Below are 23,078 nucleotides of genomic sequence, written 5' to 3'. Positions count from 1 at the left end.
CCATTTGGCCGCCGCAATTGAGGGCGATTGCTGTTGGCGACCGCGCCAAATCAGCTTAGATTCGCGCGGTAAGGGGTGCGGCAACAGGCGGCATGGGAAAAATCAAGAGCAAGGCTGTCAATCAGACAGGGGCGATCTCGGCGATCGGCCAGGGTATTCGTGTGCTCATGGCAGCGTCCGCATTTTTCGTTACTGCTCATTTTTCTGCTGGTGCGTGGGCACAGGATTCTGTCCCGGCTGTGCAAGAGACGCAACCGGCTCCCGAAGCAGAACTGACGGCGCGGCGAGACAAGACGCGAAGCGAGCTTGACGCCCTTTCGAAGTCCATCAGTCTCTCCAAGGAAAAAGCTCAAAGTCTTGAGCAAGGCATTGCTGATCTGGAGAAGACCAGCGAAAATTTGCGGACCGCGGTTGTCGAATCCGCAAGCAAGCGCAAGGCCCTCGAGCAACAGATTGTCGACGGTGAGGCAAAGCTCAACGATCTAAGGACCAAGGAAGATGCGGTCCACACGTCGCTTCGCGCAAGACGCGGGGTGCTTGCGGAGGTTCTGGCCGCTCTGCAGCGCATGGGGCGCAATCCGCCTCCGGCGCTTCTGGTTTCCCCTGAGGATGCGCTCGGTTCCGTCCGAAGCGCCATTCTTCTCGGCGCGGTGGTCCCCGGCATCCGAAAAGAGACTGAAAACCTTGCTGCGGACCTGAAGGCACTGTCGTCCTTGCGGGCCGATATCGCGGCCCAGAAGCAGTCTTTGACCAACGATATGACCGCCCGGATGGAAGAAGAGCGGCGCATGTCACTTCTGGTGGCCGAGAAGTCAAGACTTCGTGATAAAAACGCAGCCGAGCTGCTGGCCGAGCGCCAAAAAGCGGAAGAACTGGCAGCCCGGGCGACCAGCCTCGAAGGCCTGATCGGCTCGCTCGAAACAGAGATTTCCTCGGTAAAACAGGCAGCTGAGGCTGCCCGGGCGGAAGCCGAACGGCAGCGGCAGATGTCTGAGGCGCAGCGGGAGGCGGCACGTGAACTCGCGCGCAACTCAGTGCCTGACAAAAACCGCATTGCGCCTGCATATGCTTTTTCCGATTTACAGAAAAAGCTCGCCTTTCCAGCCGCCGGCAAGCCGGTGCGCAGGTTTGGCGATGCGGACGGCACGGGGCACAGTCTTCAGGGCATGATGCTCGAAACGGATGCGGGCGCCGTCGTGACCGCACCATCGGACGGCTGGATCGTATTTGCGGGGGCATTCCGCAGCTATGGCCAGATGATCATTCTTAATCCCGGGGACGGCTACCATGTCGTTCTGTCGGGAATGGATGGCGTCAACGTGCAGCAGGGCCAGTTCGTCGTCGCCGGCGAGCCCCTTGCCGTCATGGGGGCAAAAAGAGTGGCAAGTGCAACCGCATTGGCGCTGGAAACGGATCGGCCAACGCTTTACATTGAATTCAGAAAAGATGGAAAACCGGTTGATTCCCGACCTTGGTGGACCGCTCAAGACACCGGAAAGGCACGCAATGATTCGTAGGGCATCACTTGTTCTGGTCGGGGCACTGATGGGTGCGACCGCCATGGGCGTGGTCTATTCGGCCACCATTCCGGCCGTGGCCGCCAATCCGTCGACCTATCGCGAGCTGGCGATTTTCGGCGACGTTTTCGAGCGCGTTCGCGCCCAGTACGTCACGCCGCCGCAGGACGAAAAGCTGATCGAGAATGCGATCAACGGCATGCTCTCGTCGCTCGATCCCCATTCGAGCTACATGAACTCGACTGACGCCGAAGACATGCGCACCCAGACCAAGGGCGAGTTCGGCGGTCTCGGTATTGAAGTCACGATGGAAGACGACCTCGTTAAGGTCACCAGCCCGATCGACGACACGCCCGCTGCCCGCGCTGGCGTTCTTGCCGGCGATTTCATCTCCAAGATCGACGGCCAGGATGTTCGCGGCCTGAAGCTGGAAGAAGCAGTCGACAAGATGCGCGGCGAAGTCGGCAAACCGATCAAGCTTACCATCCTGCGCAAGGGTGCGGAGAAGCCAATCGACCTCACCATCGTCCGCGACATCATCGCAGTTCGCGCCGTGAAGTTCCGCGCAGAGGATGATGTCGGCTATGTCCGCGTTATTTCCTTTACGGAGAAGACCTTCGACGACCTGAAGACTGCAATCGAGAAGATCAAGACACAGGTTCCGGCCGACAAGCTGAAGGGCTATGTGCTCGACCTGCGTCTCAACCCCGGCGGTCTGCTCGATCAGGCCATCAATGTTTCGGATGCGTTTCTGGATCGCGGCGAAGTCGTTTCGACGCGCGGCCGCAATGCCGACGAAACCCGTCGCTTCAACGCGACGCCAGGCGATCTGACGGACGGCAAGCCGGTCATCGTTCTCGTCAACGGTGGTTCTGCCTCCGCGTCGGAAATCGTCGCCGGTGCCCTTCAAGACCTGAAGCGTGCGACGGTGCTGGGTACCCGTTCCTTCGGCAAGGGTTCTGTCCAGACGATCATCCCTCTCGGAGAAGCCGGTGCGTTGCGTTTGACGACCGCGCTCTATTACACGCCGTCAGGCAAGTCGATCCAAGGCACGGGCATCTCGCCTGACATCAAGGTAGAGCAGCCTCTGCCGCCGGAACTGCTTGGGAAGGTGGAAGCAACCAGCGAGTCGAGTCTGCGTGGCCACATCCAAGGCCAGAACGAGACGGAAGAAGGTTCCGGCTCGGTTGCCTACGTGCCGCCGGAACCAAAGGACGATATTCAGCTCAACTACGCTCTTGATCTCCTGCGCGGCAAGAAGACGGACCCCGCTTTCCCGGCCAATCCGGAAAAGGCGGAATTGAAACCCTGATCCGGCTTCCAGCGCTTTAAAGGCTCTGATCATTATGCTCGCCCGGTCTTCATGGCCGGGCGGCTGATTCTTAAAGAGGGCGCAGATGGTCTGCCGCCTTATCCCGGTCGATAGGTTCACTCTTGGGAACGGATCTCAACGCGCCTCTTGGTCAAAACCGCAAGCCGCGCCGGCCGGGTGCATCGCAGTCGTATTTATCGCTTGTCCGGATTTTCGGTTTTCTCAGCGTCCTGCTTCTGATCGGTGTATCGGCCTGGATCGCGCTTTCCCCTTCTGGATTGCGACAGGTCGAGACGGAAAATCCGGTCGCCGCGGATGCTGCGCAACCCGACAACAAAACCGAGCAGGACACCGCTGTTGCGTCCCGTCATGGTCAAAAGACCAGCGGCGGCCTATCAGGCGCCCATGTCGAGGAGACGTTGACCGACAATGGTAACGTCGTCACGAAGTTTTCTCCGAAACAACGAGACGGCGACGGACCTGCCTTTATCCAAGTCCAGGGTGCCAAGGGGCAAGACCCGCGTATGGCGGCGATTCCGAACGATGCGTTGTTGGAAGACAGCCCCCAGGGCCGCCTTCCCATTATCGGGCCGGACGGGACGCGGCCCATGGATCAGTACGCGCGCCCGTCGTCTGGATCGCGGGGCGTAAAGATTGCGCTTGTGGTCGGCGGTCTCGGATTGAGCCAGACCGGGACGCAAAGTGCCATCCGGATCTTGCAGCCTGAGGTGACGTTGGCGTTTGCCTCTTCAGGAAACAGCCTGCAGCGCTGGATGCAGGAAGCGCGTCGTTCAGGGCATGAAATCCTGCTGCAGATTCCATTCGAGCCGTTCGATTATCCATCCAACGACCCCGGTCCTTTGACCCTGACAGTCGATGCGGGCGCAAAAAAGAATCTTTCCCTGCTGCATCAGTCGCTTGCGGAGATCACCAACTATACCGGTGTCATGAACTTCCTGGGTGGCCGTTTCCTGTCGGATGCGGATGCTTTCGAGCCGATCATGCGTGATCTTTCCAAGCGCGGTCTCCTTTTTCTGGACGATAGCACCTCGGCGCAGTCGTTGTCCGGAACACTTGCGGAGGCGCTGGATGTCCCTCAGGGGTTTGCCGATCTGGTGCTCGACGACCAGCTCGACAAAAATGTAATTCTGAAGAAACTCGACGAACTCGAACGGATTGCCCGACGAAACGGACAGGCGATCGGGGTGGCTTCGGCATTCGATGAAAGCGTCGGTGCAATCGCAAGCTGGGTGGATGAAGCTTCCGGGCGTGGGATCGAATTTGTCGGCGTCTCAGCCCTCGTCAAAGATCCGCAACAACAATAGGATAAGCCCGTCTATGCGGCTTTAGGCCGAAGCGGGAACAATAGGATAAGCAGGCATGGCCAAGGACGAAAAAAAGGCACTCAAGGCCGAGGATTTGCCCTATCGCCCCTGTGTCGGCGTCATGGTGCTGAACCGCGAGGGACTTGTCTGGGCTGGTCGTCGCATTGCAATCGGTAACTCGGAATATGACGGCTCGCCGCAACTTTGGCAGATGCCGCAGGGCGGGATCGACAAGGGCGAGGACCCGCTGAAGGCCGCGTATCGGGAATTGTATGAAGAGACCGGCATGACGAGCGTCTCCTTGCTGGCAGAAGCGCCGGGCTGGATCAATTACGATCTCCCGGATCACCTCATCGGGATCGGCCTCAAGGGCAAATATCGCGGGCAGACCCAGCGGTGGTTCGCGTTTCGTTTTGAAGGCCCCGAAAGCGAGATCGCGATCGATCCGCCGCCGGGAGGACATGAGGCGGAATTCGATGCGTGGGCGTGGAAACCGATGCAGGATCTGCCGGACCTGATCGTGCCGTTCAAGCGCAATGTCTATGACCAGGTGGTTGCAGCCTTCGCCCACCTGGCAGCCTGAGCGCTCTTGGCAATGTGCGACAATCAAACGCCGCGTCTGAGCGACGCGGCGTCCTTTTTCCGGCAATATCAGATAAAGCTGAAGTCGCCCGTAGAAAGCGTCTTCACGTTCTGCAGAATGGCGACGAGCTCAAGGTCCGCATCCGCGCCCTTGCCGTCGGCGTCGAACCACAGGCGGCCATTGTCGCTTTCGAAGAGAAACGTGCCCTTCGTGCTCGTCGCCACCGGGTCTGCGCCGACGACGAGCGTGACGGTGCTGTCGCCAAGAGCGATGCCGTAGTCACCCTTGTCGATGACCAGTTTGTCCTGACCGCGGGTGAAGTCGGTAATGACGTCGCCCTCGCCATCCCGGCCGGAAAGATCGAAGACGAATTTGTCATTCCCTTTGCCGCCGGTCAGCCAGTCGTCACCGCCACCGCCGTTCAGGGTGTCATTGCCGTCACGACCGTCAAGCATGTCGTCAGCATCGCCGCCGTTGAAGACGTTATTCCCGGCATCGCCCCTGATGTCGTCATCATTGACGCTGCCATTGATGATCTCGACATTCTTGACCGTGAGGCCAAGGGCCATGCCCTTGTTTTTGCTCTGGGTCATGAGGTCGATGACGACGGATGTAGCCCCGGGCCTGAAGGAAAGCGTATCCACTCCCGAGCCGCCATCGAAGACATCCTTGCCGAGAGCGTCTGTGCGCAGAAGTGCCTCGTTTCCGGCATCGCCGAACAACTGATCGCTTCCGTTTCCATCCTCAAGCTCGTCATTGCCATTGCCGCCACGCAGGACGTCGTTGCCAGCATTGCCGGAAAGCACGTCATCAAGGCCGCTGCCGGTAACCGTATCCTTGCCCTTGCTGCCGTAATAGTCGAGCGCTTCGAAGGCCTTGAACGAGGTGCCGCTGTCCACCGTCACGCTGGCGGTTGAAAAGACGAAGCTGATGTCCTTTGTCTGATCACCCGCGTCGATGACGATCCGGTCCGTGCCCGTGCCGCCATCGGCCTTGTCGCCGATACCCATAGACACGGTATCGTTTCCAGCCTCGGCGTAAACCGTGTCCTTACCGCCGTATAGCTTCGGACCATCGGCATAGATGTCGTCATCGCCATCTCCGCCGCGCAAGGTATCGTTGCCCACTCCACCGAGGATGTGGTCATTGCCGCCGCCGCCCGAAAGCGTGTCATTCCCAGCGCCGCCGCGAAGGTCATCGCTGAGACTGCCTCCGGTGAACGTGTCATTTCCGGTGCCGCCGGTCAGTGCAACGCGTTCGACGTTTTTGACGGTAACCGGTGCATTGGTGGAGGTTACCGATGGCGAAAGCTTGAAAGTGATATCCTTCGTATATTTGCTGAAGTCGATGCTGGCAAAATCGGTGCCGGTGCCACCATCGAGCGCCAGCTTGCCGGTTGAAGCTGAGCGGTAGAAGTTGTCGTTTCCATCGCCAAGGCTGACCGTGTAGTTCCCGATTGCATTGCTGATATAGGCGTCGCCAACGAAAACGAGGTCGTTGCCCTTGCCGGCATCGATCGTATTCGTTCCGCCGTTGTCGTAGATGCTGTCGTTACCGTCACCGGACTTCAGGCTGTCATTGCCGGCGCCGCCATCCAGCTTGTCGTTGCCGATGGTTCCGATCAGCGTGTCGTTGCCGTCGTAACCATAGAACTCCACGCTTTTGGCCGAACCAACGGACTTCACGACGTCGTTGCCCTTGCCGAAGGAGACGACATAGTGCTCGAAGTTCTTGAGGCTGGTGCCATCGCTGATGGTCGCGGTCGCGCCGGTTGCACTGAAGGTCTGAGCCGTCGTCGCGGAGCGACGATCAACGGCAACCGTGTCCGTGTCCGTGCCGCCATCGGCCTTGTCGACGCCACCATCACCGAGAGTGACGTAATCATTGCCACTTCCGGCAACAACACTGTCCTTGCCCAGTCCGGTGTTGACCCTGTCGTTTCCAGAGCCGCTATCGACGGTGTCGTCCCCTGCCCCGACATTGATTTCGTCATTGCCTGAGAGGGTCTTGATGACGTTTTTCCCCGTTCCGCTGGCCTCGATGGTGTAATGCTCGAAGCCTTTCACGGTCGTTCCGCCCAAGATGGTGTTCGTCTCGGTTGCGGCTTTCGCGGTGAAATTTCCGGTAAGGTTTTTCAGGATGAGCCGATCGCTGCCGCTGGAGTCGGTGATGACATCCTTCCCGTCGCCGTAGACATAGGTGATGCTGTCGTCACCGGACCCGCCGTCAACGATGTCATCACCCGTGCCGCCATTGAGGTAGTCGCCGTCTGCGCCGCCGGAGAGATTGTCTTTTCCGCTTCCGCCGTTCAGCGTATCGCCACCATTGCCGCCGGAGAGCGTATCATTGCCGTCGTCGCCGTTGATCCAGTCGAAGTCGTCTCCCCCGTAAAGCTTGTCGTTGCCGATGCCGCCGTTGAGGAAGTCCATACCCTTGTCGCCGTAGACGGTGTCGTCACCCTCGTCTCCCGAGATGTAATCGACGCCGTAACCGCCATAGAGCTTGTCATTGCCGGTGCCGCCCAGGAGCATGTCGTTGCCGCGGCCCCCGGAGAGGGTGTCATGTCCGCCACCACCGATGAAGAGGTCGGCATAGTTTCCGCCGATGATCTTGTCGTCCAGATTGCTGCCTGTGATCTGGAAGGCTTCAACATTCCTGGCTTGAACTGCTCCCGTCAGGGTCTGGGGCGTAATCCAGTCCTTGATGGTGATGTCGAGTTTCGCCGTCGATTCGGAATAATCGATCGCCAGGCGGTCGATACCCGAACCGCCATCGGCGATATCCCCGGACGCTTCGGCCATCGTACCGGCCGTGAGCGTGTCACCGCCGCTGCCGCCGTTCAGCTTGTCCTTGCCGGTGCCGCCGGTCAGCATATCGCTGCCGCTGTTACCGTTCAGCGTGTCGTTACCCTCGTCGCCGAAGATCGAGTCATTCTGGAATGAACCATCGGCCGTATCGTCGCCTTCACCGGCGAGAATCGTGTCGCTCGCCATGCCGCCATTGATCTTGTCGTTGCCGGCCATGGCCATGATGAAATCGTTTTCGAGATCGCTGCCGATCAGTGTGTCGGCGTTTGGCGTACCCATTATCGTACCCATTTTTTGTCTCCTGGGTTGATTGCAGACATGCGGCCATCGTTCGCAGGCCGGGAAAGGTCTGCGGCAAGGTGTTCGCGTTGTTTGGAATAAGCGCTGGACGCGATTGCACCGGTTCAGGTGCAGAGCGGACTAGATTGTTCCATCCATGACGGATTCCTTCGATTGCCGATCCGGTTCGAAAGGCGGGTCATCCAGCCTTTTCAATCGGATGCCCATGGGTATATCGGGTTGGGCCGCTGTTTATGTTCCGGCGGGAACAACGGAAATGTCGAGCCGGACATACGCGCGATTGATGTTTTCGATCGTGCGCGCTCACGAATGCGGACAAGCCTCTACAAGCTCTCAGAGCAAACTATAGGCATGAAAAAACCCGCCGCGAGATGATCGGGCGGGTTTGGTATCACATGGGGATTCGGTTATTCCGCTTCGTTGGCCGGTGCCGAATTGAGCTGGCCGTATTTCTCCACACCGATGGAATTTAAGAGCTCCAGCTGTGTTTCGAGAAAGTCGATATGACCTTCCTCATCCATCAGCAGCTCTTCGAAAAGCTTCATGGAGACGTAGTCCCCGGCGTCGTGACAGATGTCGCGGGATTTCTTATAGGCCTTGCGGGCGTCGTATTCGCCGGCAAGGTCGGCTTCCAGAACTTCCTTGACGTTCTGGCCGATGCGCAACGGTGCGACCGTCTGCAGGTTCGGGTGTCCTTCGAGGAAAATGATGCGGGAAACCAGCTTGTCGGCGTGCTGCATTTCCTCGATCGATTCGGCGCGTTCCTTCTTGGCGAGCAGCGTATAACCCCAGTCGTCGAGAAGGCGATAATGAAGCCAGTATTGGTTGACCGCACCGAGTTCGAGATAGAGCGCTTCGTTAAGCTGCTCGATGACTTTTTTGTCGCCTTTCAATGTCCGCTCTCCTGTTTTCTTCATGGAATTTTTTGAGGCGGCTCATGAAATCAAATATTTCAGCATCCGTCGAGTCGCGGTCGGCGTGATACCGTTCGGTTGTGCGGATGATGATATCGACGACATTGGGGAAACAGCCGCAGCAACGGCCGCGTTTTTCCATCGCGTGGTAGACTTTCGCCGGCACGATCAACTGCCAACAGTCTTCATCCAGAAGGCTGATGATAGTGTCCTCGATCTCTTTTTCGCTGATGAAATTACAGCTGCAAACCAGCATCACGTCTGCCCGTCATACGCAAAGCACTGAATTTTTTCATAAAGCAAAAGCGGACATTTACTGTCAACTAAAAAGCTGTGCCGGTTTCACCATCAGATTGTTTAGATGAATTCTAAACTTGATAAAAAACATCGTATTTTCATTTGCTTAGGGTTCTCTAACATGAGCGTGTAACCTTGAATCCGGTTTTGAGTCACCATTTTTTGATCCGAAAAATTTTTACACTTTTTGTTACAGATGACCTTTCCAGTGCATAATTATCGTGTCCGTAGCCATGTGAGTGCTTGCGCAATGCGGGCTCAATGGAAATTTCGCCCTCTAGGCATGACAGCGGCTGGCGCATCTTGAGCGATGATTCGGGCCGTTCGTTTCTCATGTCCCGCGGATGGGCTTCCAGGGGCTCCTGATCGATTGGTCTCAAGGGAAGGGGTTCCCTCTCGAACGGGAGAGGGGTCAAGCAGCAGGCTCAGCATGGGCGTGAGGTCCTCCAGATGTTCGGCAACGACATGGATCACGCCGTCCTTGCTTTGAAGCTTGCCATAGATTCTCACCAAACGTGCGCCCAGCACAATCGTCCTGTAACGCGTGAAGATTGCCGGCCAGACAATGGCATTGGCGATACCGGTCTCGTCTTCCAGGGTCATGAAAATCACGCCGTTTGCGGAGCCGGGGCGTTGGCGCACCAGAACAATGCCTGAGATCGTTACACGGCGTCCGTTGGGGACGTTGAGCAGATCCCGGCTCGGCACGATACCCATTTGCGAGAGTTTGCCGCGTAGAAACGAAACGGGGTGTGCCTTGAGCGAAAGCGAAAGATGGCGATAGTCCTCGATGACCTCTTCACCAAGAGGCATCGCGGGGAGAATCGTTTCCGGCTCGTGCTGGAGATTTTCATGGGCCACCATGTCAAAGAGCGGCAGTTTTTCTGCCGCACTTTTCCCATCCAGTGCCCGGACAGCCCAAAGCGCCTCGCGCCGGGAGAGGCCGAGGGACTGGAAAGCGTCGGCATCGGCCAGACGTTCGATGGCAGCCCTTTCCAGCCCAGATCGCAGCCAGAGTTCACGGATCGACCTATAGCCGGCACCCCGGCAGGCAACGAGCCTGTTCATATCCGTTTGCGAAAGGCCGCTGACCTGATGGAAACCGAGACGCAGGGCATGACGGGTGCGAATGACCGTTTTCATCTGCTCGTGCCGGCGATCGATCATTCGGGGGTTAAAAGTGCCGTCTTCCAGACGAGTATCCCAGTTTGAAAAATTGACGTCGACCGGCCTTATCTCCACGCCATGTTCGCGCGCATCCCGCACGAGCTGGGCCGGCGGATAAAAGCCCATGGGCTGGGAGTTCAAAAGCGCCGCACAGAAAACATCCGGATAATAGGCTTTCACCCAGCATGAGGCGTAGACCAGAAGGGCGAAAGATTGGGCGTGGCTTTCGGGAAAGCCGTATTCGCCAAAACCTTCGATCTGCTTAAAACAGCGTTCGGCGAAATCGCGTGCGTATCCACGCTTGATCATGCCATCGACCATATCTTCGCGAAAACTGTCGATGGTTCCGGTTCTCTTGAATGTGGCCATGGACCGGCGCAGTTTATCGGCCTTGGAAGGAGAAAACTTCGCCGCCGTGATGGCAATCTGCATCGCCTGTTCCTGAAACAGAGGAACGCCCAATGTTCTTGCCAGAATGGGGCGCAGCTCTTCGTTCGGGAAGGAAATCCTGTATCCTGGCTTTCGCTCCGCCTCGCGTTGCTTGAGATAGGGATGAACCATGTTTCCCTGGATCGGCCCCGGCCGGACGATCGCCACCTCGATCACGAGATCGTAGAATTTCCGCGGCCGGAGCCTTGGCAACATGCTCATCTGAGCGCGGCTTTCGATCTGGAACACGCCGATCGTATCGGCCCGACAGATCATGTCGTAGACATCCTTTTCGTCCGGATGCGTGGCGTTGCCGAGATCGGCAAGCGTTTTTTGGACCCCGTAATGCGTTTCCAGCATTTTGAAGGCCTTGCGCATGCAGGTCAGCATGCCCAAGGCCAGGATGTCGATTTTCAGGATATTGACGCTGTCGAGATCGTCCTTGTCCCATTCGATCATGTAGCGGCCCGGCATCGCCGTCTTCATGATCGGCACCACTTCGTCCAGCCGGTCGCGGGTGATGACGAAACCACCGACATGCTGGGTCAGGTGACGGGGAAAGCCCATCAAGGTCGTCGCGTAATGCAGCACGTTTTTTGTCGTTGGATCGCTGATGTCCAATCCGGCAGCGCGCGCATCCTCGTCCGTCAGTTCCTTCGTCCACCAGCCGCTGACGGCATGGGAAATCGCCGACTGCACATCTTCGGAAAGGTCGAAGGCCTTGGCGACCTCACGGCCGGCCGAACGGCTGCGATAGGTGGTCACGCCCGCCGTCAGGCCGGCATGGGCAATTCCGTATGTTTCATAGATGAACTGGATGACCTCTTCGCGCCGTTCGTGTTCGAAATCAACGTCGATATCGGGCGGCTCGTCGCGATCCATGGACAGGAAGCGATCGAAAAGCAGCGTGCTTTTGCTGGGATCGACCTCCGTGATTTCCAGGCAGTAGCAGATCACCGAATTTGCTGCGGATCCACGTCCCTGGCAGAGGATGTCGAGCTTGTAGCGGGCATGCTGGACGATCCTGTAGACGGTCAGGAAGTAGGGTGCGTAATCCTTCCTCCGGATCAGGTCGAGCTCATATCTCATCTGAGCGAGCACCGTTCCTTTGATGCCTGTGGGGTAGCGCCTGGCCGCGCCCTCATAGGTAAAGCGTTTGAGAGTTTCGAACGGATGCTCGCCGTCGATGCTCTCGTCCGGGTAGTTGTGGCTGATCTCCTTCAGGTTAAACGAAAGCTGGCTAAAGAATTTTTGAGTATTGGCAATTGCTTGGGGATAGTGACGAAGGAGGCGGGCCATCTCCCTGCCCTGTTTCAGGTGTCGCTCGGCGTTGGCCGAGAGGAGAAAACCGGCCTTGGCGATCGTCACCCCTTCGCGGATGGCAGTCACGATATCGGAAAGAGGACGGCGCTCCGGGCCGTGATGCAGAGGCAGGTTGGTGGCGATCAACGGCAGGCGATGTTTATCCGCCAGCTGCGCAAGATGAGCAAAAACCAGGGTATCGCGGCCATCATAGGCTGGTGACAGGGCCACCCAGAGGGTCTTCGGAAAGCGTTTGCGGATTTGACCGACGCGATCCTCCAAGTCTTCGAAACCTGTTTTCTCCAGCACCATGGTCGCATGGGGGGCGACGGCCAACAGGATCCCGTCGCCCCATTCAAGAATATCTGCAATATACAGGATGCAGGAGCCTTTTTCGGCCCGCAGGTTCCCGGCACTGAGCAGCCGGCAGAGATTGCCCCATCCGCGTCGGTCCTGGGGAAAGGCAAGAATATCTGGGGTGCTGTCGCAGAAGACCAGCCGAGCGCCGGGCTGGAACTGGCCAATCGGTTTGATGGGCGGGCCTTCCCTCTTCTCCTTTTCGCTGCGGGCTTCAGGATTTCTGTATTTTTCCTCAAGCTCTTTCATTTGCCGCCACGCCCGCACGACGCCGGCGACCGAGTTGCGGTCGGCGATGCCGAGGCCGGAAAGACCGAGCAGAGAGGCCGCAACCACCATCTCCTCCGGGCGGGAAGCGCCTTCAAGGAAAGAAAAATTGGTGCGAGCGCCGATCTCGCAATACGCGACAGCGGCACTCATGCGAAAAGCCCATGGACGAACCAGCGCGGCGGCGGGTGGCTGCCATAAAACCCTTCGCGGTAAATCCAGAAACGATAGCCTTGCTCGTCCTCGACACGGAAATAATCGCGCACACGCTCGCCCTCGAGGCTGTTCCACCATTCAGGCTCGATCCGCTCCGGACCTTCGCTGCGAGCCGTGCGGTGCAGCGCCCGCCGCCAGCGAAAGCTGCCGGGCGGACCATCGGGCACCTCGCTGGTAAAGGCTTCCATCGGTTCGGGGCGCTTGAGGAGCCTGAGCGGCCGGTCCGTGACGGGAAGGGCTGCATCTGCGCTCTTTCCAGAGCCGACATGATGTGTGGCCGGCACTGTCAGAACCGCTTTTTCCGGAATGTGGCTTTCTCGAAGGACAAAGCCGTTCAGGCAATCCGGGCCCAACCGGGCCGCGACCTTGTCGATAAAATCGGGAAGCGATGTTTCGCTTTCTCCCTTGCCGGCAAAATCTCCCTGTCGTGCGTTGAAATCTTCATGATTCAGTACGTTCAGGCGGAGAATCTCGAAGCCAAAGCCAGCGTCCAGATCGTCATGGACAGCGGCCAATCGCTCCGAGAAGAGCCGGCTGATCCTTTGGGGATCGCGCAAGGGTTGGGACGCGCCGACAGCAAGGCGCAGCACCTTGCCATCGACGCGAAACAGCACGAGTTCGAACAGGCGGCCGCCCGCGCCGCGCGCTTCCAATCCGGGTTTCAGGGATGCGGCAAGTCGGCCTGCGACATGAAGAATATCCTCTTCAGAGGCAATCGGTTCGGCAAGGCGTCGTTCCGCTGAAAGGCTGGCAATGGGGCGTCGTGGCGAAATCGGTTCTTCCTCATAGCCGAGGGCCTGATCGAGCCGCTGCATCAGCTTGACGCCAAAACGGCGTGCAAGCGGTGCCCGCGGCGCTGCGGCAAGATCACGGATGCGTTTCAGGCCAAGCTTGCTCAGAGAAGAGACGAGCTGTGTTTCGAGCCGTAGCGCCTGGATGGGAAGCGGAAGCAGCACATCGCGACCTTGCTCATGGTCAATCACCCCGCCGCGGCCGAAGTGAGCAGCAGCCCAAGCGAGCGCCGGCGACGAGGCAATCGCACCGCGCACGTCAAACCCCATCCGAAAAAGACGCGAAAGAATATCGTGCAGCAAAGCCTCCTCGCCACCAAAGAGATGCGTGCAGCCGGTGATGTCGAGAAAAAGGCCGTCCTTTCCATCTTCCGCGACGAGCGGTGTGTAGCGATCGCACCAGTCGGCGATGGCGCAGAGCAGCTCACGATCCTTCGCCGGATACTCCTCGAAAATTTCCAGTTGCGGGTAGAGGGCACGCGCTTCCGTCAGACCCTGATGCCGGCGCAATCCGATAGCGTCGGCTTGTTCGTCGAGGGCTGTCAGGCGCAGCGTATTGTCATGGCGGCCGACGCAGGCGATGGCCGGCCCCTCAGGACGCCCGGTCGAACGCCAGGACGGCCCCCATTTGCTGCGCGCGATTCGGTCCGTCGGCAGATGCGGGAAGCCGAGCGCCAGAATGCGCAGGCTTTTCATCCGGCCGCGGTTGCTGGAGAGAAATAAATCGGCGTTCATGGGCGTTCCACTCCAGAAGAAGGGACAAGGGAGCCGGGCTTCGGCTTTTTTCGAGCGTCAGGCGGAAAACGGGATTGCCGATGCTGCCTTCGAGCGGCGAGCCATCTGGCAAATTGCGGGGCCGGGCGGGGGAGGGTTCGGCAAGAAAGCGGCAGATGGCGCTGCTTGCTTCTTCCTCGCCGCCCTCCCGGAGAAGCAAAAGCGGCTTGCCTGCGGCCTTGGCCCTGAGGTTCAGGCGGCGGCTTTCCGTCAGGCCGAAATGGGTGGGATTGCCCCTGACTTCGAAGATGATGACGCAGAAGGCGCCGCTATCGACGGCGCTTTCTGCGAGCCAGAGCGCATCTTCCAATTTGCGGGGCGCTGCATGAAAAAAGCCGCGGCGTGCAAGTCCGAAATGCATGAGGCCGATGGCATGGGGAAGGCCTGCTTCCATCATTCCCACCGTATCGCCAATCCAGAGAACTGGCTGATACGGCCGGTCTGACCGTAGTTTTTGCTCCGCCTGTATGCGGATCGCGAGGGCCGTGGCAAAACCACTTGCGGCTCCTGCATCGGCAAGCAGGCGGCAACGAATTTCACTCAAGCCCCACAGCGGCAAACCCCCACCAAGCGCGTCATCGAAAGCGCCGATGCCAAGGCTTAAGTGATGCAATGCCACCTCTTCCCGATCGTGAAGCGACTTCTCCGACAGGTCGGGCGTCGTCTTGCCTTCCAGCCGTGCGATTGTTTCACGGAGCGCAAAAAGGCGCTCACGCGCCATGGCCGAGCCAACCATGACGTTCTCCAGCTCACGTTGTTCCTGTTATGTTCTTATAGATTCCAGAGCTGCTCAAAAGAGTCAACGGCTGAATCTTATGAATTTATTCCTTTGAGGCAAGGACGGGTCTCTGCCCTCGAAAAAGCCGGGCAAAATGCTATATGAAAGGCTTAAGGAGTATCCATGGCCCAGATAGACCAGACCGGCGATTGGCGAGAACGACACGCGCCGACGATCAGCACCTTTGAATCGCTCACACTGGAGGCTTACAGCCATCTGCCAGAAGAGTTTCGTGCGCTTGCCACCAATCTCATCATCCAGATCGAGGATTTTCCAACCGACGATGTCTTCGAAGACATGGCGCTGGAAACGCCCTTCGATCTTCTAGGGCTTTTCGAGGGGCGCGGCATCACCGAGCGGTTCAGTATGGAAACCGGTGAAATGCCAAACAGGATCACGCTCTATCGTCGTCCGATCATCGACTACTGGGCGGAAAATGACGAAACGCTCGGCGATATCATCACCCATGTGCTGATCCACGAGATCGGCCACCATTTCGGTCTTTCGGACGACGACATGGAGCGGATCGAGGCAAGCGTAGAGCATGTGAGCTGAAGGCGCGGCTTCCCGCGCCTTCGTCAAAGCCTTATTGCTCCGACAGCTTCATGTCCGGATGGTAATCCTTGCCTTCGACTTCCTTGACGATCGCCTGGCCGGTCATCGGCTGACCGGTCTGGCTGTTGAAGGACAGGGCCGGCGACCCATGCAGAGACCAGCCCTTGTTCAGCGCGTCGGTGACGCGATGGCAGAAGGCGGCGTCGTCGGTGCCGGTCAGGAAGCGGTAGAGTTTCATGCTGTCTTGTCCTTGCGTTGAATAGCGTTTGCCTTGGCGGCGGTCTTCAGGGCCTGGTCGAGATGCAGGCGCTCGACCATGCGGCCATCGAGATTGATGACACCCTTGCCGGCGTTTTCCGGTTTCGCGAAGGCATCAATGATCAAGGTTGCGTCCGCGGCAGCTTCCGGGGAGACGCCGAAAGCCTCGTTGGCGGGGGCGATCTGGGCAGGATGAATGAGCATCTTGCCGTCAAAGCCCATGTCGCGGCCCTGCCGGCATTCAGCGTCCAGACCATCCGCATCGCGAAAATCGTTGAAAACGGAATCGATCACGTCCAGGCCGCAGCTGCGGGCCGAAAGCAGGATCTGCATCAGCCAAGGCACAAGATGCGGCCGGCCGGGAAGGGCGGGAACGCCGGTTTCCTTGCGCAGATCGTTAAGGCCCGGCACAAAACAATCGAGCCGACCGCCGGAGGTTCTGCCTGTTTCAGCGATGGCGGCGGCATTGAGCACGCCGCGGGGCGTCTCGATCATCGCCCAGAGGCGCAGGCTGTCGGGCGCATCCTTTTCGGAGAGAATGTCGGCAACGCTCTGGATATCCGACGGGCTTTCCACCTTGGGCAACAGGATCGCATCCGGCTGCAGACCGATCGCTTCCGCAAGATCCGTTTCGCCGAAAGGAGACCTGAAGCTGTTGATGCGGATGATGATTTCGATGCCGGCCGGTCGGTTCTCGCCGAGATGCCTTGCCAGCATCGTGCGGGCTTCGGCTTTTCTGTCGGTCAGTATGGCGTCTTCCAGATCGTAGATGACGGCGTCGCAGGAAAGCGAGGCGATCTTGGAAAGCGCCCTTTCGTTGTCGGCAGGGACGCAAAGCACGGACCGACGAAGGCGGGCAGGGTGAGACGAAGAATTCATGCGGCTTTTGTGCCCGGCTTTCGCCATTTTCGCAAGGCAGACATGCAGTCGAGCGTTGCCCCTTGCAAGGTCTTCGCAGCACTCCCACATTCCGGGTAACGAAAGGTGATGAACATGCAAAGCATTCGCTCTTTTCTCCTGACTGCCGCAGGCATCGCGTTCACGCTGATGGCCTTCGTCTTCACGGCGTCGCTCGGATTGGCGCTCGCCGGCATCGTGGCTGTTCTGATGGTGGGGAGTGCCGTTTCCGCGCGCCTTAGCCCGAAGCCTGTTCGTGCAACCGCGCGTACCGAAGGCCCGCGCATGCAGAGGGAGCCGCGCATCTGGAACGACGGTCGCGGCACGATCATCGATCTCTAAGCTGTCGACCAGCCGGGAATGCCTTGTGTTTTCCCGGCAAGGCTTGCGCTGCAAGCCTTTGAGTTCGCCAGAGATGCAGATTCCCCTTCATTTTGGCGTGAAATTGATCTAAACGCTGGGCGCAAATTCTTGTGTCACGTTTGAATCGAAAGCGCACAGTCATGGACAAGTTCGTCAAGCTCACCGGCGTTGCCGCGCCCCTTCCCGTCGTCAACATCGACACGGACATGATCATTCCGAAGGATTACCTGAAGACGATCAAGCGCACCGGCCTTGGCAAGGGTCTTTTCGCCGAAGCGCGTTACAACGAAGACGGTTCGGTGAACGAAGACTTCGTCCTCAACAAGCCGGCCTATCAGAACGCCAAGATCCTCGTTGCCGGCGACAATTTCGGCTGCGGTTCCTCACGCGAACATGCGCCGTGGGCGTTGCTCGATTTCGGAATCCGTTGCGTGATCTCCACGTCCTTCGCCGATATCTTTTACAACAACTGTTTCAAGAACGGCATCCTGCCGGTCGTCGTCTCCCCGGAAGACCTTGAAAAGCTGCTGGACGATGCGGGTCGCGGCGCAAACGCAATCCTGACGGTCGATCTGGAAAACCTGGAAATTACCGGCCCGGATGGCGGCAAGATCAGCTTCGAGCTCGATGCTTTCAAGCGTCACTGCATGCTGAACGGCCTCGACGATATCGGCCTGACGCTGGAGAAGATCTCCTCGATCGATAGCTTCGAAAAGGCAAACGCCGCTACCCATCCCTGGGCTTAAGCCCTCATGCCGCGCAAGCTCATCTCCTCCGGCTCGCCGTTCGAAAAGACGGCGGGCTATTCCCGTGCCGTGGTGCAGGGCGACTGGTGCTTCGTCTCCGGCACGACCGGATATGATTATTCTGTCATGAGCATGCCCGAGGGCATCGAGGCACAGACGCGCAATTGCCTGAAGACGATAGAGGCGGCGCTTGTCGAAGCCGGGTTTTCGCTGAAGGATGTGGTGCGCAATCACTATTATGTGACGGATGCGGCCCATGCAGACATCGTCTTCCCGATCCTCGGCGAGGCCTTCGGCGACATTCGTCCCGCCGCCACCATGATCGTCTGCGATCTCATCAAGCCGGAAATGCTGATCGAGATCGAGGTCACAGCCTTCAAGGGATAGTTTTCCGGGACCGCGTCTCCGAAATCACCGAACGCAATACGGGCGCCGCGCCTTTCCAGCCAGTTCTCAGTAAAACAGGTGCCAGGGGGTCAAAAACGCCCGGCTGAGTTCCTCGGCGCGGGATGGTTCGACATCGACGGCACTGTCGTTGCTGCGTGTCGATTGCTTGTCAATGCGCACGGATTTTTCAGGTTTCGCAGGAGGCGTAAAATAGCCGAGCGTCATTCCGCCGTGATAGAACATTGCCAACCCCTTTTCCTGTCCGGCTTGCCGGATCGTTAATGATTATGACACAAAGTTGCCGCAATTCGAGGCGCTGTCAATAGTCCATTAAAAATGTGCCCTACTCGACGGCGGTCCTCTGCGTCCTCACGAAATTTATCATGAAAGAAATTTGCATTCTCCTGAGCGATTGGGAGCGAAGTTTCTTTCCTTGAGGAGTTGCCTTATTCGATGGCAAATTTGCCGCAAGAATGAACGGCGAGGAGATCGCGGAGTGAATGTCTTGCTGAGGAAATCAGAGTTATCGTCATCGCTTCAGGCAAGCAATGACGCGTTCACCCATGTGGCCGATGAGGCGAGCCTCAAGTCGGCAATGCGACGGGTGTCCGGCGGGGTCTCGGTGATAACCGCCGGTGTCGGCGAAGACCGCACCGGTGCAACCGTGACGTCCGCCACCGCGCTTTCCGTCGATCCGCCGACCATGATCGTCAATATCAATCGCAGCTCGTCCAGCTGGCCCATCATCAGCCGTTACGGTCATTTCTGCGTCAATATCCTCAGCGCAGAGCAGCAGGATGTTGCCGATCGTTTTGCCGGCAAGGGCGGCCTCAAGGGGACTGCGCGGTACGACGGTGCTGAATGGTATACGTTAGCGAGTGGCGCTTCCGCTCTTCGAGGCGCGCTTGCCGCTATAGATTGTGAAGTGGACGAAATCATCGAGCGCCACAGCCACGCGATCATTCTTGGTCGTGTCGTATCGATCGTCACGGGCGAGGGACATTCCCTTCTGTATAACAATGGTGGCTACGGCCGTTTTTCCGTCTGATAGCAGTCGGTATTTCCTGCACGCTAAAGCCCGGCCGTGAGAACGCGGCCGGGCTTCTGTTTTGATCATCAGTGGGGCAGGGAAATCTGGGTATGATAGCCCACATCCGGCTCCTTGCCAGTAAGATTGGCCTTCGCCATTTCCCAGCCGAAGCGCAGTGTGCTGTTGGTCGAGGCCCAGATTGCAACGTCGTCAAGACGCAGGCGCAGCATAGCCAGGCGCGGATCATCCTTGCCGCCCTCAAACCAAGCCGCCACCATTGGTGACCAGAACTTATCAATGTGCTCCCGGGACTCGACCTCGTCGATCTGGCCTGCGAGGCAAGCGTGATAGTCGTGATCCTTGCTGATCACACAGAAATGGGCGCGCTCTCCGGTTCTGACAGCCTTTACGAGGTCGCTGTCGTCGCGGGTATAAAACCAGATCGAGTTGCTTTCCTTCTCGATAAACGGTGCCATTGGCTGCATGTGCTGTCCGGAATCCTCGACACCCAGCATGCCGGCGTGCACGTCTTCGACGACATCCCAAAGCTGCTGCAGCGGGTCGTTCTTGGCTTTCGAAAGATCGGCCATTGTCTATCCTTTCTGAAATGTGAGCGGCTGGAATCAGGCAGCGCGACGATCGTGGCGGCCTTCCTCGACTTCCTCGACGATCTTGTCGACGAAGGCCGGCAGGTCGTCCGGGCAACGGGAGGTAATGATGCCCTTATCGGTCACGACAGGAGTATCCGACCATTCGGCGCCCGCGTTTTTCAGGTCGGTCTTGATAGAGGCGTAGGAGGTTGCCTTGCGACCCTTCAGGGCACCCGCTTCAACCAGCAGCCATGGGGCGTGGCAGATGGCGGCCACGACCTTGCCGGAGGCAACGAATTCCTTGACCACACGCATTGCGTCATCGTTGTGGCGCAGAATATCGGGATTTATCTGGCCGCCAGGCAGGACGAGCGCGTCGAAATCTTCCAGTTTTACGTCCGTGGCCAGCAGGTCGACATCGACGGTATCGCCCCAGTCTTTCTCGTCCCAGCTCTTGATCGGCTGCTTCTCGATAGAGGCAATCTTCACCTCTGCGCCACGTTTTTTGAGCTCCTCAAGCGGAAACCGAAGTTCGGAGCGTTCGTAGCCGTCGGTGGCGAGGATGAGGATTTTGGATTTGTTGATGAAGGGCATTTGCCAACTCCTTTGGTGATGTGGGAGGAGGGTTCGCCCTGTTAACGGGGATCAGCAGCAAACGTTCCGACGAAATCGGCACGGAAAAATCTGCCTTACGACTGTTCTTCGGCAGCCGCCATTCAAGTGTCGGAGATCAAAACCGGGTCGGGCTGAAAATGTGGCTAACGATGCCGTTTCGGGCAAAATCGTCTGGCAAGTCGGTTTTCGTCAGAAGGTGGGCAGCGAGCGCGCCGAGTGCCGGCGAGGTCAGGATACCGAAGCCGCCTTGTCCGGCGAGCCAGAAGAAATCCGGCCGCGATGGACAAGGGCCAATGACCGGGAGCTTGTCGGGAGAGAAGCTGCGCAGTCCTGCCCAGCTCTTGAAGATACGCCTGACCGGCACCGTCGTCGCTTCCTCGATGTAGTGGGCCGCCCAGGCGATATCGATCTCTTCCGGCTGCACATCTGCAGGTTCGCAAGGCGTGGCGTCGGCCGGCGAGGCGAGAAGTCGCCCTGCATCCGGCTTCATATAGAAATCCTCGTCGATCTCGTTGATCTCCGGCATGGCTGACGCATCGATACCATCGGGCAAATCGACCGTGATCGCTGTGCGACGGTTCGGCACGATGCCGAGCGGCGCGACGCCGAACAGGCTTGCCGTCTGGTCCGCCCAGCCGCCGGCGGCGTTGACGACGGTGCGGGCCCGAACCACTCCGTTCGCGGTTTCGATAATCCAGACGTCATTTTCCCGGCTGGCGGAGATGACCTCATGCTTTTCGAGAATATCGACGCCATTGTGCCGGGCGCCACGGGTGTAGCCCTGCAGCAGGCTTTCGACCTCGATATCCCAGAAATTGGGATCGTAGAAAGCGGCCTCGACATAGTCCGGTCGCAGGATAGGAACACGATCAAGCGCGTCCTGCCGGCTTAGCCGTTCCAGTTCCGGCGTGAATGGCAGTTCCTCGCGGAAGACCTCATCAAGGCGCGCAGCCTTCTCCGCATTGGCGATCATCACGCCGCCACGCTGCCTTAGAAGGGGAATGTCGGAAAAGCCTGATGGAGGCGTATCGAAGAAGCTCTTGGCAATGCGGGCCAGCGAGCAGATTTCCGGCGCATTGTAGCGCAGCACGAACTCGGCGGCGGAGCGGCCGGTGCTGTGGTAGCCGAGCGCATCCTCCCGCTCCAGCACCGCGACAGAGCGATGCGGGCTCAGAAAATAGGCAAGCGACAGCCCGGCAATACCCCCGCCGACAATGGCGACGTCATAGGTTTTCATGGGCATTTCGTCCTGTCGTAAGCCTGTGTGGAGGCCGCACATTAGGAAAATCCACGCCTGCCTTCAAATTTATAGAGGCAAAGGTGACTATAAGATTGGTTGATGCCTGATCGCGCTTTCAGAGGCTGTGATCGAGTGCTTCCGTATCCGAGATATGGGCAAGGAAGGCGGCTTCCGCCGGGTTGAGGATCGCATTGGGGTTGGTGATGCGAAACACATCCGTCGTCGGCGGCATGCTGTAGGGCGGCAGCTGCCAGAGTTCACCTGCGGCGAGACCGGGCGCTGCCAGATGATCCGGCATCATGCCGATGCCGATATTGGCCGAAATCAGCCTTATGACCTCTTCGACATTGGAGGAGACGGCACGCACCTTCTGGCCGAAGGAGCCCATAGCCCGAACCGCGGTCACCGCATTCATATGCTGGCCGCCGAGCACATCGGCAGTGAAGGCAATATAGGGATCGCCGCGCAGGTCGTTGAGGCCCGCATCCCTGACGCCGAACAGCCGATGGCCGCGACCGCAATAGAGCGCATATTGCTCGCGGATGTGAAACGCCTTTTCCAGGCCATCGGGGATATTGCCGTCGCAGAGGCCGAGTGTTGCGACACCCCGCTCGACGGCGCTTAGCACATCCGTCGTTGTTTCGACCTTGATGCTGATTGTCGCTTTGGGATGGCGTGCGAAGAAGCCTTGCAGCTTGCGATCCCAGGCATCGTTGTGCGCGTGGCTGACCGTGTGGATGCTGACATGGCCAGTGATATCGTCGCCGGCCGTTTCCAGTGTCTCAGGAAGCCGCACGACGGCTGCAAAGATATCGCGGCACTGGCGGTGGAGTTTCGCACCCGCCTCCGTCAGTTCGAAACGGCCCGGGCGCCGGTCGATAAGCTTCTGATCGAGCGTCTGCTCGAGCCGCTTCAGCGCCATGCTCACGGCCGGTTGCTGCAAAAGCAGCCGGTTCGCTGCCGCCGTGATACTGCCTTCCTCGACCACGATCACGAAGGTGCGCAGCAGGTTCCAGTCGAGATTATGGGCGAAGCGCTCAAGGCGTTGCATGGCTCAGACGCTCATGAGGCTGCGGTATAGGCGGTTTATGATTCCGTGACCGTTTTCAGAGAGCGGCCGTTGCCTGATGCCTTCTACAGCCATTGGCTGCTCCCTTCTGCCGGTAAAGATATGTCTGTATCTCTGCATGTGGTTCCATACCATTCCCGCGCCGCATGAGGCAGTGCCTCAATTTTGTTTGTAACGCTTGTCCCCGCTTGC

General features: G+C 58.5%; 22 protein-coding genes. 9 read left to right on the top strand and 13 right to left on the bottom strand.

All coding sequences use genetic code 11. From position 1 onward, the window contains the following. Positions 1-167 precede the first annotated feature (167 nt). The 4 genes from BLX89_RS15485 (at position 168) to BLX89_RS15470 (ending at position 4,737) form a co-directional block, all read left to right on the top strand. Entirely contained in the window at positions 168-1,517 is a 1,350-nt protein-coding gene (locus BLX89_RS15485) for a murein hydrolase activator EnvC family protein (protein WP_143523648.1), read from the top strand. Further along, a complete protein-coding gene (locus tag BLX89_RS15480; protein WP_075291840.1) occupies positions 1,507-2,829 on the top strand; it encodes a S41 family peptidase in 1,323 nt (440 codons plus the stop codon). Before BLX89_RS15485 ends, BLX89_RS15480 begins: the two co-directional genes overlap by 11 nt. A gap of 122 nt (positions 2,830-2,951) precedes the next feature. Further along, entirely contained in the window at positions 2,952-4,154 is a 1,203-nt protein-coding gene (locus BLX89_RS15475) for a divergent polysaccharide deacetylase family protein (protein WP_075291839.1), read from the top strand. Between the two features lie 55 nt (positions 4,155-4,209). After that, a complete protein-coding gene (locus BLX89_RS15470) occupies positions 4,210-4,737 on the top strand; it encodes an RNA pyrophosphohydrolase (protein WP_075291838.1) in 528 nt (175 codons plus the stop codon). A gap of 68 nt (positions 4,738-4,805) precedes the next feature. On the opposite strand, the gene BLX89_RS15465 is transcribed toward BLX89_RS15470, so the two are convergent. The 6 genes from BLX89_RS15465 to BLX89_RS25045 all read right to left on the bottom strand — a co-directional run bounded on the left by BLX89_RS15465 (position 4,806) and on the right by BLX89_RS25045 (position 15,094). Beyond that, positions 4,806-7,835, bottom strand: coding sequence for a calcium-binding protein (locus BLX89_RS15465; protein WP_075291837.1), 3,030 nt, complete (start codon positions 7,833-7,835; stop codon positions 4,806-4,808). Between the two features lie 416 nt (positions 7,836-8,251). Next, on the bottom strand, positions 8,252-8,737 hold the full coding sequence (gene bfr, locus BLX89_RS15460) for a bacterioferritin (RefSeq protein ID WP_075291836.1): 486 nt from the start codon (positions 8,735-8,737) through the stop codon (positions 8,252-8,254). After that, positions 8,703-9,014, bottom strand: coding sequence for a (2Fe-2S)-binding protein (locus BLX89_RS15455; protein ID WP_075291835.1), 312 nt, complete (start codon positions 9,012-9,014; stop codon positions 8,703-8,705). The genes bfr and BLX89_RS15455 overlap by 35 nt, the downstream gene beginning before the upstream one ends. Positions 9,015-9,313: 299 nt before the next feature. Next, complete coding sequence (locus tag BLX89_RS15450; RefSeq protein WP_075291834.1) at positions 9,314-12,730, bottom strand: error-prone DNA polymerase; 3,417 nt, start codon at positions 12,728-12,730, stop codon at positions 9,314-9,316. Continuing rightward, positions 12,727-14,280 carry a Y-family DNA polymerase gene (locus tag BLX89_RS15445; RefSeq protein WP_280950586.1) on the bottom strand — a complete coding sequence of 518 codons (1,554 nt, stop codon included), beginning with the start codon at positions 14,278-14,280 and terminating at the stop codon, positions 12,727-12,729. Before BLX89_RS15445 ends, BLX89_RS15450 begins: the two co-directional genes overlap by 4 nt. Continuing rightward, positions 14,177-15,094, bottom strand: coding sequence for a hypothetical protein (locus tag BLX89_RS25045; protein WP_075291833.1), 918 nt, complete (start codon positions 15,092-15,094; stop codon positions 14,177-14,179). The genes BLX89_RS15445 and BLX89_RS25045 overlap by 104 nt, the downstream gene beginning before the upstream one ends. A 165-nt stretch (positions 15,095-15,259) precedes the next feature. On the opposite strand from BLX89_RS25045, the gene BLX89_RS15435 reads away from it, so the two are divergent. Next, complete coding sequence (locus BLX89_RS15435) at positions 15,260-15,691, top strand: metallopeptidase family protein (protein ID WP_075291832.1); 432 nt, start codon at positions 15,260-15,262, stop codon at positions 15,689-15,691. 31 nt (positions 15,692-15,722) lie between these two features. Here the strand turns inward: BLX89_RS15435 and BLX89_RS15430 are convergent, their stop codons facing one another. Continuing rightward, complete coding sequence (locus BLX89_RS15430; protein ID WP_018328399.1) at positions 15,723-15,929, bottom strand: DUF1737 domain-containing protein; 207 nt, start codon at positions 15,927-15,929, stop codon at positions 15,723-15,725. Further along, positions 15,926-16,828 (bottom strand): HpcH/HpaI aldolase/citrate lyase family protein, encoded by a 903-nt coding sequence (locus BLX89_RS15425; RefSeq protein WP_075291964.1) that lies wholly within the window; start codon positions 16,826-16,828, stop codon positions 15,926-15,928. The genes BLX89_RS15430 and BLX89_RS15425 overlap by 4 nt, the downstream gene beginning before the upstream one ends. Positions 16,829-16,942: 114 nt before the next feature. Here BLX89_RS15425 and BLX89_RS15420 point away from each other — a divergent pair, with 114 nt between their 5' ends. The 3 genes from BLX89_RS15420 to BLX89_RS15410 all read left to right on the top strand — a co-directional run bounded on the left by BLX89_RS15420 (position 16,943) and on the right by BLX89_RS15410 (position 18,342). Further along, positions 16,943-17,188, top strand: coding sequence for a hypothetical protein (locus tag BLX89_RS15420; protein WP_075291965.1), 246 nt, complete (start codon positions 16,943-16,945; stop codon positions 17,186-17,188). Positions 17,189-17,349: 161 nt separating this feature from the next. Further along, positions 17,350-17,955: a 3-isopropylmalate dehydratase small subunit gene (leuD, locus tag BLX89_RS15415; protein ID WP_075291831.1), complete on the top strand. Its 606-nt coding sequence runs from the start codon at positions 17,350-17,352 to the stop codon at positions 17,953-17,955. A gap of 6 nt (positions 17,956-17,961) precedes the next feature. Beyond that, on the top strand, positions 17,962-18,342 hold the full coding sequence (locus tag BLX89_RS15410; protein ID WP_075291830.1) for a RidA family protein: 381 nt from the start codon (positions 17,962-17,964) through the stop codon (positions 18,340-18,342). 66 nt (positions 18,343-18,408) lie between these two features. Here the strand turns inward: BLX89_RS15410 and BLX89_RS24320 are convergent, their stop codons facing one another. Then, the gene (locus tag BLX89_RS24320) at positions 18,409-18,591 is read right to left on the bottom strand and encodes a hypothetical protein (RefSeq protein WP_143523638.1); all 183 of its coding nucleotides are present in this window, start codon (positions 18,589-18,591) and stop codon (positions 18,409-18,411) included. 316 nt (positions 18,592-18,907) lie between these two features. Here BLX89_RS24320 and BLX89_RS15405 point away from each other — a divergent pair, with 316 nt between their 5' ends. After that, positions 18,908-19,390, top strand: coding sequence for a flavin reductase family protein (locus tag BLX89_RS15405; protein WP_245292839.1), 483 nt, complete (start codon positions 18,908-18,910; stop codon positions 19,388-19,390). Positions 19,391-19,458: 68 nt separating this feature from the next. Here BLX89_RS15405 and BLX89_RS15400 read toward each other — a convergent pair whose 3' ends face one another. From BLX89_RS15400 to BLX89_RS15385, 4 genes are all read right to left on the bottom strand, one after another. Beyond that, positions 19,459-19,962, bottom strand: a complete 504-nt coding sequence (locus BLX89_RS15400; RefSeq protein ID WP_075291828.1) for a pyridoxamine 5'-phosphate oxidase family protein — start codon at positions 19,960-19,962, stop codon at positions 19,459-19,461. A gap of 33 nt (positions 19,963-19,995) precedes the next feature. Next, a complete protein-coding gene (locus tag BLX89_RS15395; RefSeq protein ID WP_075291827.1) occupies positions 19,996-20,556 on the bottom strand; it encodes a DJ-1/PfpI/YhbO family deglycase/protease in 561 nt (186 codons plus the stop codon). Between the two features lie 136 nt (positions 20,557-20,692). Then, positions 20,693-21,814, bottom strand: coding sequence for an NAD(P)/FAD-dependent oxidoreductase (locus BLX89_RS15390; RefSeq protein ID WP_075291826.1), 1,122 nt, complete (start codon positions 21,812-21,814; stop codon positions 20,693-20,695). Between the two features lie 118 nt (positions 21,815-21,932). Next, positions 21,933-22,868: a LysR family transcriptional regulator gene (locus BLX89_RS15385; protein ID WP_075291825.1), complete on the bottom strand. Its 936-nt coding sequence runs from the start codon at positions 22,866-22,868 to the stop codon at positions 21,933-21,935. Positions 22,869-23,078 lie beyond the last annotated feature (210 nt).

Origin of the sequence: Pararhizobium arenae, assembly GCF_001931685.1 — a bacterium.
GTDB classification, from domain to species: domain Bacteria; phylum Pseudomonadota; class Alphaproteobacteria; order Rhizobiales; family Rhizobiaceae; genus Pararhizobium; species Pararhizobium arenae.
This window is presented reverse-complemented; position numbering and strand designations above follow the sequence as displayed.

What these genes read in the sequence shown, in the direction of transcription:
- leuD (WP_075291831.1), top strand. Translation starts at nt 17,350, where the DNA reads ATGGACAAGTTCGTCAAGCTCACCGGCGTTGCCGCGCCCCTTCCCGTC.
- BLX89_RS15465 (WP_075291837.1), bottom strand. Translation starts at nt 7,835, where the DNA reads ATGGGTACGATAATGGGTACGCCAAACGCCGACACACTGATCGGCAGC.
- BLX89_RS15400 (WP_075291828.1), bottom strand. Translation starts at nt 19,962, where the DNA reads ATGGCCGATCTTTCGAAAGCCAAGAACGACCCGCTGCAGCAGCTTTGG.
- BLX89_RS15430 (WP_018328399.1), bottom strand. Translation starts at nt 15,929, where the DNA reads ATGAAACTCTACCGCTTCCTGACCGGCACCGACGACGCCGCCTTCTGC.
- BLX89_RS15445 (WP_280950586.1), bottom strand. Translation starts at nt 14,280, where the DNA reads ATGAAAAGCCTGCGCATTCTGGCGCTCGGCTTCCCGCATCTGCCGACG.
- BLX89_RS15480 (WP_075291840.1), top strand. Translation starts at nt 1,507, where the DNA reads ATGATTCGTAGGGCATCACTTGTTCTGGTCGGGGCACTGATGGGTGCG.
- BLX89_RS15385 (WP_075291825.1), bottom strand. Translation starts at nt 22,868, where the DNA reads ATGCAACGCCTTGAGCGCTTCGCCCATAATCTCGACTGGAACCTGCTG.
- BLX89_RS15420 (WP_075291965.1), top strand. Translation starts at nt 16,943, where the DNA reads ATGCAAAGCATTCGCTCTTTTCTCCTGACTGCCGCAGGCATCGCGTTC.
- BLX89_RS15425 (WP_075291964.1), bottom strand. Translation starts at nt 16,828, where the DNA reads ATGAATTCTTCGTCTCACCCTGCCCGCCTTCGTCGGTCCGTGCTTTGC.
- BLX89_RS15395 (WP_075291827.1), bottom strand. Translation starts at nt 20,556, where the DNA reads ATGCCCTTCATCAACAAATCCAAAATCCTCATCCTCGCCACCGACGGC.
- BLX89_RS15450 (WP_075291834.1), bottom strand. Translation starts at nt 12,730, where the DNA reads ATGAGTGCCGCTGTCGCGTATTGCGAGATCGGCGCTCGCACCAATTTT.
- BLX89_RS15410 (WP_075291830.1), top strand. Translation starts at nt 17,962, where the DNA reads ATGCCGCGCAAGCTCATCTCCTCCGGCTCGCCGTTCGAAAAGACGGCG.
- BLX89_RS15455 (WP_075291835.1), bottom strand. Translation starts at nt 9,014, where the DNA reads ATGCTGGTTTGCAGCTGTAATTTCATCAGCGAAAAAGAGATCGAGGAC.
- BLX89_RS15470 (WP_075291838.1), top strand. Translation starts at nt 4,210, where the DNA reads ATGGCCAAGGACGAAAAAAAGGCACTCAAGGCCGAGGATTTGCCCTAT.
- BLX89_RS15390 (WP_075291826.1), bottom strand. Translation starts at nt 21,814, where the DNA reads ATGAAAACCTATGACGTCGCCATTGTCGGCGGGGGTATTGCCGGGCTG.
- BLX89_RS15485 (WP_143523648.1), top strand. Translation starts at nt 168, where the DNA reads ATGGCAGCGTCCGCATTTTTCGTTACTGCTCATTTTTCTGCTGGTGCG.
- BLX89_RS15435 (WP_075291832.1), top strand. Translation starts at nt 15,260, where the DNA reads ATGGCCCAGATAGACCAGACCGGCGATTGGCGAGAACGACACGCGCCG.
- BLX89_RS25045 (WP_075291833.1), bottom strand. Translation starts at nt 15,094, where the DNA reads ATGGTTGGCTCGGCCATGGCGCGTGAGCGCCTTTTTGCGCTCCGTGAA.